The organism is Streptomyces sp. NPDC088812 (assembly GCF_044750285.1).
Classification (GTDB): domain Bacteria; phylum Actinomycetota; class Actinomycetes; order Streptomycetales; family Streptomycetaceae; genus Streptomyces.
Map to the genome: position 1 here is coordinate 206,705 of NZ_JBIVJP010000011.1, position 11,802 is coordinate 218,506.

Annotated in this window: 6 protein-coding genes; 3 read left to right on the forward strand and 3 right to left on the reverse strand. The window is 72.4% G+C overall.

Annotation, left to right across the window (positions count from 1 at the left end; genetic code table 11):
• Nucleotides 1-74 precede the first annotated feature (74 nt).
• Both ACIP67_RS21055 and ACIP67_RS21060 read right to left on the reverse strand, forming a co-directional pair.
• Nucleotides 75-3,575 (reverse strand): ATP-dependent helicase, encoded by a 3,501-nt coding sequence (locus ACIP67_RS21055; protein WP_401693502.1) that lies wholly within the window; start codon nucleotides 3,573-3,575, stop codon nucleotides 75-77.
• A 275-nt stretch (nucleotides 3,576-3,850) separates the two neighbouring features.
• Nucleotides 3,851-4,300 (reverse strand): MGMT family protein, encoded by a 450-nt coding sequence (locus tag ACIP67_RS21060; protein ID WP_401693503.1) that lies wholly within the window; start codon nucleotides 4,298-4,300, stop codon nucleotides 3,851-3,853.
• Between the two features lie 186 nt (nucleotides 4,301-4,486).
• Between ACIP67_RS21060 and ACIP67_RS21065 the strand changes: the two genes are divergently transcribed.
• The 3 genes from ACIP67_RS21065 to ACIP67_RS21075 all read left to right on the forward strand — a co-directional run bounded on the left by ACIP67_RS21065 (nucleotide 4,487) and on the right by ACIP67_RS21075 (nucleotide 10,544).
• Nucleotides 4,487-7,192 carry a lysylphosphatidylglycerol synthase domain-containing protein gene (locus tag ACIP67_RS21065; RefSeq protein ID WP_401693505.1) on the forward strand — a complete coding sequence of 902 codons (2,706 nt, stop codon included), beginning with the start codon at nucleotides 4,487-4,489 and terminating at the stop codon, nucleotides 7,190-7,192.
• A gap of 74 nt (nucleotides 7,193-7,266) precedes the next feature.
• On the forward strand, nucleotides 7,267-8,811 hold the full coding sequence (locus ACIP67_RS21070) for an alpha/beta hydrolase (protein ID WP_401693506.1): 1,545 nt from the start codon (nucleotides 7,267-7,269) through the stop codon (nucleotides 8,809-8,811).
• Nucleotides 8,812-8,981: 170 nt separating this feature from the next.
• Nucleotides 8,982-10,544, forward strand: coding sequence for an alpha/beta hydrolase (locus ACIP67_RS21075; protein WP_401693507.1), 1,563 nt, complete (start codon nucleotides 8,982-8,984; stop codon nucleotides 10,542-10,544).
• Between the two features lie 65 nt (nucleotides 10,545-10,609).
• On the opposite strand, the gene moeZ is transcribed toward ACIP67_RS21075, so the two are convergent.
• Nucleotides 10,610-11,788, reverse strand: a complete 1,179-nt coding sequence (gene moeZ, locus ACIP67_RS21080) for an adenylyltransferase/sulfurtransferase MoeZ (RefSeq protein WP_401693509.1) — start codon at nucleotides 11,786-11,788, stop codon at nucleotides 10,610-10,612.
• Nucleotides 11,789-11,802: the final 14 nt, after the last annotated feature.

Here is an 11,802-nt window from a genome sequence, read left to right on the forward strand (position 1 = left end):
ATGCGCAGGTCAGCGCGTGGGGTGCGGTCCGTCACACCGTAGGTGCCGCGGGTCCGCGTACCGCGTCCGCCTGGTCACTCGACCACGTGCCGCCCCTCGGGCCGGGCGCTGCACGAGGCGCGGAAGGCGCAGTGCGTGCAGTGCTGACCGGAGGTCGGGGTGAACCGCTCGTCGAGGACCTTGCCGGCCGCCGTGGCGAGCAGGTCACCGATCCACTCCCCCGACGCCCCCTCCAGGGCGTCCTGGGCCTGCACCTTGGGCAGGCTCTCGCCGCCGTCCCGCTTGGCGGCGCCCTGGCGCAGCTGGACGAGCTCGGCACCGCCGGGCTCCGGGCGTACGCCGTCGAAGGCATCGTCGACGGCGCCCTCGCGGACCGCGAGCTGGTAGACGGCGAGCTGGGGGTGGCGCTCCACCTCGCGCGCGGTGGGGGCCTGTTTGCCGGTCTTGAAGTCCACGACGTAGGCGCGGCCGTCGGCGTCCGCCTCGACCCGGTCCATCTGGCCGCGGATGCGCACCTCGACGTCGCCCGCTTCGAGGGTGACGTCGAAGTCGTGCTCGCTGGCCACCGGCGTGCGGCCCGTGCGGTCCATGACGTGCCACTTCAGGAAGCGTTCGAGGGCCACGCGCGCGTTGTCCTTCTCCTGCGCCGACTTCCAGGGCGCGTCGAAGGCGAGCGCGTTCCACACGGAGTCCAGCCGCTCCATGAGGACGTCCAGATCTGCCGGGGTGTGCCCGGAGGCGACCTCGTCGGCGAGTACGTGCACAACGTTGCCGAATCCCTGGGCGGCGGTCGCGGGCTCGTCGGCCTTCACCTCGCGGCCGAGGAACCACTGCAGGGCGCAGGTGTTGGCGAGCTGGTCGAGGGCGCTGCCGGAGAGCACGACGGGCTGGTCGCGGTGGCGCAGCGGCACCTTGCTCTCGGTCGGCTCGAACATGCCCCACCAGCGGTACGGATGCGCCGACGGCACCAGTGGCCGGCCGTCCTCGTCGGCGAGGGCGGCCAGGCGGGCGAGACGGCGTGCGGCGGCCTCCCTGAGAGGCGCGGACGCCTCCGGGTCGACGGTCGTGGCGCGCAGTTCCGCGACGAGTGCCGCGACCGACAGGGGGCGGCGCGGGCGGCCCGTGACGTCCCTGGGTTCGACGCCGAGTTCGGTGAGGAACCGGGAGGGCTGGTCGCCGTCCTCGGCCGGCGCCTTCACCGCCGTCACGACGAGGCGGTCACGCGCGCGCGTGGCGGCCACGTAGAACAGGCGCCGTTCCTCGGCGAGCAGGGCGCCCGGCGTGAGCGGCTCGGCGAGTCCGTCGCGTCCGATGCGGTCGGCCTCCAGGAGGGAGCCACGGCGGCGCAGGTCGGGCCACAGCCCCTCCTGGACGCCGGCCACGACGACCAGGCTCCACTCCAGGCCCTTGGCGCGGTGCGCGGTCATCAGGCGGACGGCGTCGGGGCGCACGGCACGCCGGGCGAGGGTGTCGGCGGCGATGTCCTCCGCCTCGATCTCGGCCAGGAAGTTCAGGGCCCCCCGGCCTCCGGTGCGCTCCTCCGCGCGCGCGGCGGTGGCGAACAGCGCGCACACGGCGTCGAGGTCCCGGTCGGCGTTGCGGCCGGCGGCGCCGCCGCGCCGGGCGGCCCGCTCCAGGCGCCCGGGCCAGGGCGTGCCCTCCCAGAGGTCCCACAGCGCCTCCTCCGCCGTGCCGCCGCCCGCGAGGCGCTCACGCGCCTTGCGCAGCAGCCCGCCGAGCCGCTGGGCACCGCGCGCGTACGCGGGATCGTGGGTGACCAGCCGCTCCGGTTCGGCCAGCGCCCGCGCGAGCAGCTCGTCGGAGGGGGGCGGAAGCGGGTTGCCCGCGGCCCGTTCCTCCTCGCGCAGGGCGCGCCCCAGGCGGCGCAGGTCCGCGGCGTCCATGCCGGCGAGGGGGGAGGCGAGGAGGGTGAGGGCGGTTTCGGTGTCGAGCCAGCAGCGATTTGCATATCCTCCCCCTTTTGCCGCTTCCGCCGCTTCTGTCTCCTCTGTAGCCGCCGCCTTCTCAGCAGCCTCCGCCTTCTCAGCAGCCTCCGCCGTGGCCTCCTCCCCCACCGCGGCAGCCTCCGCCGTGGCCTCCTCCCCCACCGCGGCAGCCTCCGCCGCGGCCTCCTCCCCCACCGCGGCAGCCTCCGCCGTGGCCTCCTCCCCCACCGCGGCAGCCTCCGCCGTGGCCACCGCCCGCAGCGCCGTCAGCAGGGGTGCCACCGCCGGTTCATGGCGCAGCGGCAGGTCGTCGCCGTCGATGTCGAGGGGCACGCCGGCGGCCGTGAGGGCACGGCGGACCGCCGGGATGGTGCGCGCGCCGGCACGGACCAGGACGGCCATCTCGCGCCAGGGCACACCCTCCTCCAGGTGTGCCCGGCGGAGCACGTCGGCGATGTTGTCCAGCTCGGTGCCGGGCGTCGGGTACGTGAACACCTCGACGCGGCCGCCGTCGCGCGCCGCGGCGAGGTCGCGGTGGGCGCGGACCTTCTCCGCCGGGAGGCGGGTCAGGGGCATGCGCCGGGTGAGCAGCCGGGTGGCGTCCAGCAGTGCGGCGCCGGAGCGGCGGGAGGTGCGCAGGACCTCCACTGGGGCGGGGCGGCCGTCGGGGCGCGGGAAGGCGCGCGGGAACTCCAGGATGCCGTTCACGTCGGCCCCCCGGAAGGCGTAGATGGACTGGTCGGGGTCGCCGAAGGCGACCAGGGTGCGGCCGCCGCCGGCGAGCGCGTGCAGCAGCCGTACCTGGGCCGGGTCGGTGTCCTGGTACTCGTCGACGTAGACGGCGTCGTACTGCGCGGCGAGCCGCTCGGCGGTCTCGGGGCGGCGGGCGAGGAGGACCGCGCGGTGGACGAGTTCCGCGTAGTCGATCACGCCGTGCAGGTCGAGGACGTCGAGGTACTCGGCGAGGAAGGAGGCCGCGGCACGCCAGTCGGGCCGGCCGATGCGGCGGGCGAAGGCGTCCAGGGCGTCCGGGTCGAGGCCGAGTTCGCGGCTGCGGGCGAGCACCGCGCGGACCTCGTCGGCGAAGCCGCGCGTGGTGAGGCAGGCGCGGAGGTCGTCCGGCCAGCGCACGTGCGCGAGGCCGAGGCGTTGCAGGTCGAGCTGGCCGGCGAGCAGCTCGCGGACGGCCACGTCCTGTTCGGGTCCGGAGAGCAGCCGCAGCGGTTCGACGAACAGGTCGCTGTCCTGCTGGGCGCGGACCAGGGCGTAGCAGTACGAGTGGAAGGTGGTCGCCCGGGGCGCGCGGGCGGCGCCCATGCGCAGCGCCATCCGGTCGCGCAGTTCCACGGCGGCCTTGCGGCTGAAGGTCAGTACCAGGACGCGTGCGGGGTCTCCGCCACGGGCGACGCGGGCGGCCACCGACTCGACGAGGGTGGTGGTCTTCCCGGTGCCCGGACCCGCGAGGACGAGCAGCGGGCCGGTGGCGTGGTCAACCACGGAGCGCTGCGCGGCGTCCAGACGAGGGGGATCCACCCGCTCCGGCGGGGTACGTACCAGCCGGTAAGCGCCACGGCTCCCCTGTCGCCCGCGCGGGGGCGACAGGCGCCTGGTGGAGGAAGAGGAGCTCACGTGGTTCGCCGGTCCTGGTGGGTGTGCTGGTTGGCAGACGGCCGCTCGGGCAGAACGGTGGTCGAGGGATGAGGGGGAGGCGTGCCGGCGACGCTACGCCGACGGGCTGCCCGGAAGGGCCGCTTCCGCTTCTTCCCTCACGACCCGCGAGGCACGTGCGGCCCGTGAGCCCCGCGTGTCCCTCGCCCTTCGAACGTACGCCATGTCCCGGACGTGCCCCGTTTCCCCCGTACGGGCCACGGGGTCCCGCTGGGCGGGTCCGATGGCGGAAGCTGTCAGGTGTGACCCTGCGCTCGTTCACCGCCGTCCCATCGCGCGCGTCTCATGTCCAGGCGCGGCAGATGGCCCTCGGTGGCCCTGCCCGCCTCTCTGAGCGGCGTGCCCTCGGTGCGGTAGTGGTCGAGGGCCCGCAGTTCGTGGTCCGGCAGCAGCACCCCGTCGGCGCGGACCACGCGCCACCACGGGACGGCTCCCCCGTAGAGAGCCATCACCCGGCCGACCTGCCGGGGGCCGCCCTCCGCGAGCCACTCGGCGACGTCCCCGTACGTCATGACCCGCCCGGGCGGGATCAGCTCGGCGACGTCGAGGACCCGCTCCGCGTACTCCGGCAGCGCGTCCGCGTGCTTGTCCCGTTTCTCCTCGTGCCCGGGCCGTGTCCCCGCGTCCTCCGGCGGCCCGGCGGTGTGCTCCGGGCGGGCGCCGTCCGGAAGGCTCTGCTCGCTCATCCGTCCCATCCTGCCCCACCCCACCGACAATGCGACGGGCCGGCGACGGTGCGTGAGCCTCGCCCCCGGGCGGTGCTTCGGGCAGACTGTCCGCCCCCGCGTTTGCACCCTGATGCCCCTGTGTGTCGGTGGGGCATGCCACCATCGTGCGGGCGGTGACCGGTGATACGAGATCAAGAAGAGACGATGAAGCAGCAGGGTGTGCATCCCGAGGACGCGGAGGGCACCTCTGACGCTGCGTCGCGCCCGGATCCCGCCGACGCGGCGGAGCGGGACTCGGAACTCGTCGAGGTGACGACCATCGACGAGGTCGAGGGCGACGAACCGCTGCTCCCCGCGCGCGTGCACCGTCCGCCCGACCTGATGCGCCTGCTCGTGGGCGTGCTCGGCATCGTCGTGCTGCTGGCCGTCGCCGCTTTCGCGCACGGGACGACGTCGGGCCTGGAGCAGGACATCAACAAGGGCACCGGACAGGCGCCCGACCTGCTCATCAAGATCGCGGGGCTGGCGTCCAGCATCGCGATTCTGCTGGTGCCGGTGGCCTTCGCGATCGAGCGGCTGATCAAGCGGGACGGGCTGCGCATCGCCGACGGCGTCCTCGCGGCGGTCTTGGCGCACGGGGTGACCCTCGCCACCGACCTCTGGGTGGCCAAAGCGGCCCCGGACTCGATCCAGGAGGCGCTCACCCAGCCCTCCCCCGGCGACATCCATGCCCTCACCGACCCCGTGCACGGCTACCTCGCCCCGGTCATCGCGTACATGACGGCTGTGGGCATGTCACGCAGACCGCGCTGGCGCGCGGTGCTGTGGATCGTGCTGCTCCTCGACGCGTTCTCGATGCTCGTCACCGGCTACACGACCCCGTTCTCGATCATCCTGACGGTGCTGATCGGCTGGACGGTCGCCTACGGGACGCTGTACGCGGTCGGCTCGCCCAATGTCCGCCCCACCGGACGGACGCTGATGGCGGGCCTGCGGCACGTCGGCTTCCACCCGGTGAGCGCCGCGCGCCAGGAGGTCTCGGACACCGCGGAGACCGGCGACCGGGGCCGGCGCTACTTCGTCACCCTGGAGGACGGCCCTCCGCTGGACGTCACGGTGGTCGACCGCGAGCAGCAGGCACAGGGCTTCTTCTACCGTGCGTGGCGCAATCTCACCCTGCGCGGCTTCGCCACCCGCAGCAGCCTGCAGTCACTGCGCCAGGCGCTGGAACAGGAGGCGCTGCTGGCCTACGCGGCCATCGCCGCCGGCGCGAACGCCCCCAAGCTGATCGCGACCTCCGAACTCGGCCCCGACGCCGTGATGCTGGTCTACGAGCACACCGGCGGCCGCACCCTGGACTCGCTGCCGGACGAGGAGATCACCGACGAGCTGCTGCACGACACCTGGCACCAGGTGCGCGCCCTGCAGTCCCGGCGCATCGCGCATCGCAGGCTGGTGGGCGACGCGATTCTGGTTGATCGTTCCGGCACGGTGGTCCTCACCGACCTGCGCGTCGGCGAGATCGCGGCCGGTGACCTGCTGCTGCGCATGGACACCTCCCAGTTGCTCGTGACGCTGGGGCTTCGGGTGGGCGCCGAGCGCGCGGTCGCCTCGGCGGTGAGCGTGCTCGGGCCCGACGCGGTGGCGGACTGCCTGCCGATGCTGCAGCCCATCGCGCTCAGCCGCTCCACGCGCGCGACGCTGCGCAGACTGGGCCGCGAGCGCGCTGAGCGCGAGCGTGAGGCGGTGCTGGAGGCGTCCCGGCAGGCCAAGCAGGCCCGCCACGAGGCCGCCGGGACGGATGCGGAGCCGGCCCTCGACAAGCCCGGCAAGAAGGCCGAGCGCGCCGAGGCACGGGCCGAGAAGCGGGCCATAGACGAGGCGCTGGAGGAGGCCCGTGAGGAGGACCTGCTGACCCAGATCCGGCACGCGGTGCTGCGGATCCGGCCGCAGGCGCCGGTCGAGCCGGCCCGGCTGGAGCGGGTGCGACCACGCACCCTCATCAGCTTCATCGCCGGTGCCATCGGCGCGTACTTCCTGCTGACCCAGCTCACGCACATCGAGTTCGGTCCGCTCATCGCCAACGCCGAGTGGGGCTGGGTCGCCGCGGCCGTGCTGTTCTCCGCCCTCAGCTATGTCGCCGCGGCGATGAGCCTGCTGGGGTTCGTCCCTGAGCGGGTGCCCTTCCCGCGGACCGTGGCGGCGCAGGTCGCCGGGTCGTTCGTGAAGATCGTGGCGCCCGCCGCGGTCGGCGGGGTCGCGCTCAACACGCGCTTCCTCCAGCGCTCCGGGGTCCGGCCGGGGCTCGCGGTGGCGAGCGTCGGCGCCTCGCAGCTGTTCGGGCTCGGCTGTCACATCCTGATGCTGCTGTCCTTCGGCTATCTGACCGGCACCGAGAAGACGCCGTCGCTGTCGCCGTCCCGCACGGTCATCGCGGGTCTGCTGACGGTCGCCGTGCTCGTGCTCGTGGTGACGTCGGTGCCGTTCCTGCGCAAGTTCGTCGTCACGCGCGTGAGGTCGCTCTTCGCGGGCGTCGTGCCGCGCATGCTGGACGTGCTCCAGCGGCCGCAGAAGCTGGTCACCGGCATCGGCGGCATGCTGCTGCTGACCGCCTGCTTCGTGATGTGCCTGGACGCGTCGATCCGCGCGTTCGGCGACGAGGCCACGTCGATCAGCATCGCGAGCGTCGCCGTCGTCTTCCTCGCCGGCAACGCGCTCGGCTCCGCCGCGCCCACGCCCGGCGGTGTCGGCGCGGTGGAGGCGACCCTCACCGTCGGCCTGATCGCCGTCGGCCTGCCCAAGGAGGTCGCCGCTCCCGCCGTACTGCTGTACCGGCTGCTGACGCTGTGGCTGCCGGTCCTGCCGGGCTGGCTGGCCTTCAACCACCTGACCCGCAAGGGCGCCCTCTAGAGAGGCCGCGACGGCCGTACCTCGTACGGACCGCGCCCCGCGCGCGTGGGCGGGCACGACCCCAGGATGGGATCATGCCGAACCCTTCCCGCCCGCGTGCTCTCGCCCTGGCCGCCGCGGCCGTGCTGCTGTGCTCCCTGGCGGCCGGTTGCGGCGACGACACCGGGGACGGGGACCTGACGGCGCAGAAGCTGGAGTGGACGGACTGCCCGGCCCCGTCCCAGGCCGAGGGCGGCGGCAGCGCGCCCTCTCCCCTGCCGGACGGCGACCCGTGGCAGTGCGCCACCATGAAAGCGCCCCGGGACTGGGCCGAGCCCGACGGCGACACCATCAGCATCGCGCTGATCCGGGCCGGGGCCAGCGGCGACAAGAGCCGGCGGATCGGATCGCTGATCTTCAACTTCGGGGGGCCTGGCGGCTCCGGTGTCACCACGCTGCCCGCGTTCGGCGAGGACTACGCGGCCCTGCGCACCCGGTACGACCTGGTGAGCTTCGACCCGCGCGGGGTCGGCCGCAGCGCACCCGTCCGCTGCGAGAACGACCAGCAGCTCGACGCCTACTTCCAGCAGGACATGACACCGGACGACAGCGCCGAGCGCACGGCGCTCGTGGACAGCACCAGGAAGTTCAACGACGCCTGCGAGAAGAACTCCGAGGAGATCCTGCCGCACGTGCGCACCACCGACGCGGCCCGCGACATGGACCTCATGCGCCAGGTCCTCGGCGACGACAGGCTCCACTACTTCGGCATCTCCTACGGCACCGAACTGGGCGGCGTGTACGCCCACCTGTTCCCGAAGAAGGTGGGGCGTGCCGTCTTCGACGCGGTCGTCGACCCCACGCAGACGCCCGAGCAGGGCTCGCTCGGACAGGCGGGGGGCTTCCAGCGGGCGCTGGACAACTTCGCCGAGGACTGCACGTCGAAGGTCGAGGACTGCCCCGTCGGGGACACGGCACAGGAGGTGAAGGACCGGATCGCCAAGCTGCTCGCCGAGCTCGACCGCAAGCCGATCCCGGGCGTCTTCCCGCGTGAACTGACCCAGACCGCCGCGACCAACGGCATCGCGCAGTCGCTGTACTCGCAGGACTTCTGGCAGTACCTCACGGAGGGACTGGAGGAGGCGTACACCGGCAACGGCAGGATCCTGATGCTGCTGTCCGACGCGATGAACGGCCGCAGCGAGAACGGCGAGTACAGCAACATCACCGCGGCCAACATCTCCATCAACTGCTCGGACGGCAAGCCCCGGTACTCCGTCGCCGACGTGCAGCGCGAGCTGCCCCGGTTCCGGGCCGCGTCCAGCGTGTTCGGGGACTTCCTGGCCTGGTCCATGCTCAGCTGCACCGACTGGGCGGTGCCGGGAGCCGCCGACCATCCCGACGTGTCCGCGCCCGGTGCGGCGCCGATCCTCGTGGTCGGCAACACCGGCGATCCGGCCACCCCGTACGAGGGCGCGCGCAAGATGGTGGCCGCGCTGGGCGAGGGCGTCGGGGTCGAGCTGACGTACCGGGGGCAGGGGCACGGCGCCTACGACAGCAAGAACAGGTGCGTGCAGGCGGCGGTGAACGGCTATCTGCTGGACGGGAAGGTGCCGGCCGCCGGGACGGTCTGCTCCTGAGGCCCACCGGACCGCAGGGCTGCCGACGGCCTTCCGTTCACGTCCGCAGCATGACAAAACCCCAGGTCAGAGAGTTATCCACAGGCTCCGGCAGTCACGGCCCGATCCGCCTACTATGGCCTGACAGCCGTCCGCCGCCCGATGCGGACGGTCCGCTAGGGGGAGTGCACATGGCGCGATTCGTACAGTGGACGGCGCTCGGCGCCGCCGCCGCGCTGCTGGTGGCGGGTTGCAGCAGCGGCACGTCGGACGGAGGCGAAGGCAAGGGGGGCACGACGGACGCACGGCCGTCGGCCGGCTCCTCCGGCACGGCGGGCACGGCAGCGGCACTGCCCGCCTCGCTGACCGGGCAGAAGCTCGCCTGGGGGCGGTGCGAGGACAGCGCCGACACCCCCGCGCCGGGCAGCGAATGGCAGTGCGCGACGCTGAAGGTACCGCTGGACTGGTCGAAGCCGGGCGGCGAGACGATCGACCTGGCGATGATCCGCGCGCGGACGAGCGGCTCGGAGAACCGGCGCATCGGCTCGCTGCTGTTCAACTTCGGCGGCCCGGGCGGCTCGGGCATCTCCACACTGCCGTCCTACGGCTCCACGGTCTCCTCGCTGCGCGAGCGCTACGACCTGGTCAGCTGGGACCCGCGAGGGGTGGGCGCCAGCGAGGGCGTCCGCTGCCGCAGCGACAAGGAGATCCAGGCTGCCGAGTCCGTCGACTCCACCCCGGACACCTCGGCAGAGGAGCAGGCCTACCTCCAGGACGCCACCGACTTCGGCGAGGGCTGCGAGGAGGCGGCCGGCCCGTTGCTGGCGCACGTCTCGACCACCGACACCGCCCGCGACCTCGACCTCATGCGGCAGGTCCTCGGCGACGACAAGCTCCACTACTTCGGCATCTCCTACGGCACCGAACTGGGCGGCGTGTACGCCCACCTGTTCCCGAAGAACGTGGGCCGGCTGATCCTCGACGCGGTCGTCGACCCGACCGCCGACACGGTGGGCCACGCGAAGAACCAGACGAAGGGCTTCCAGCTGGCACTCGACAACTACCTGGAGTCGACCGGCCAGGATCCCGAGCAGGGCAGCGCGAAGATCGCGGACCTGCTGAAGCGGATCGACGCCAAGCCCCTGCCGACATCGTCCGGGCGCAAGCTGACCCAGACCCTCGCGGTGACCGGCATCGTCCTGCCGCTGTACAGCGAGCAGGGGTGGCCGAGCCTGACCAGCGCCCTGGAGTCGGCGAAACAGGGCGACGGCTCCGAGCTGCTGACGCTCGCCGACGCCTACAACGAGCGGAACGCCGACGGGCACTACGGCACCCTGACCCACTCGCAGCGGGTCATATCGTGCCTGGACGACAAGCAGCGGCCGACGCTGGAGCAGACGAAGAAGCTGCTGGCGGAGTTCGAGGAGATCTCGCCCGTGTTCGGCACCTTCCTGGGCTGGGACACGGCCGGCTGGTGTCACGACTGGCCGGTGGCCGGGCAGTTCGACACCCCGGAGGTGAGCGCGCCGGGCGCGGCGCCGATCGTGCTGGTCGGCAACACCGGGGACCCGGCGACGCCCTACGAGGGCGCGCGGAAGATGGCGGACGAGCTCGGCAAGGACGTCGGTGTGCTGCTCACCTGGAAGGGCCAGGGGCACGGGGCGTACGGGAGTGGCAGCGACTGTGTCGACTCGGCGGTGGACGGCTACCTGCTGAACGGCACGGTGCCGAAGGACGGCACGGTCTGCTCATGACGGCGGCGGGGGCCCCGGGCACTCGTGGTGCGCGAGACCCCCGCCGCCCGATCGGACAGGTCGGATCAGTAGACGGGCTTGCTCGGCTCGATCTGGTTGACCCAGCCGATCACACCGCCGCCGACGTGGACCGCGTCCGCGAAGCCCGCGGACTTCAGCACCGCGAGGACTTCCGCACTGCGGACGCCCGTCTTGCAGTGCAAGACGATCTTCTTGTCCTGGGGCAGACCCTCCAGGGCGGTGCCCATGAGGAACTCGTTCTTCGGGATCAGCTTGGCGCCCGGGATGGAGACGATCTCGTACTCGTTCGGCTCACGGACGTCGATGATCTCGATGTTCTCGCCCTCGTCGATCCACTCCTTGAGCTGCTTGGGAGTGATCGTCGCGCCGGCGGCCGCTTCCTGGGCCTCCTCGGAGACGACGCCGCAGAAGGCCTCGTAGTCGATGAGCTCGGTGACGGTCGGGTTCTCGCCGCAGACCGCGCAGTTCGGGTCCTTGCGGATCTTGACCTGGCGGTACTGCATCTCCAGGGCGTCGTAGATCATCAGACGGCCGACCAGCGGCTCACCGATGCCGGCGAGGAGCTTGATGGCCTCGTTGACCTGGATGGAGCCGATGGAAGCGCACAGCACGCCCAGGACGCCGCCCTCGGCACAGGAGGGGACCATGCCGGGGGGCGGGGGCTCCGGGTAGAGGCAGCGGTAGCAGGGGCCGTGCTCCGACCAGAAGACGGAGGCCTGACCGTCGAAGCGGTAGATCGAACCCCACACGTACGGCTTGTTCAGCAGCACGCAGGCGTCGTTGACCAGGTAGCGGGTCGCGAAGTTGTCCGTGCCGTCGACGATCAGGTCGTACTGGCTGAAGATGTCCATCACGTTGTCGGCCTCGAGCCGCTCCTCGTGAAGGACCACGTCCACGTACGGGTTGATGCCCTTGACGCTGTCGCGGGCGGACTCGGCCTTGGAGCGGCCGATGTCGGCCTGGCTGTGGATGATCTGGCGCTGCAGGTTCGACTCGTCGACCTCGTCGAACTCCACGATGCCCAGTGTGCCCACACCCGCCGCGGCCAGGTACATCAGCGCCGGCGAGCCCAGGCCGCCGGCGCCGACACACAGCACCTTGGCGTTCTTCAGCCGCTTCTGCCCGTCCATCCCGACGTCGGGGATGATCAGGTGGCGGGAGTACCTGCGGACCTCGTCTACGGTGAGCTCGGAGGCGGGCTCGACCAGGGGTGGCAACGACACGGGGACTCCGTTGG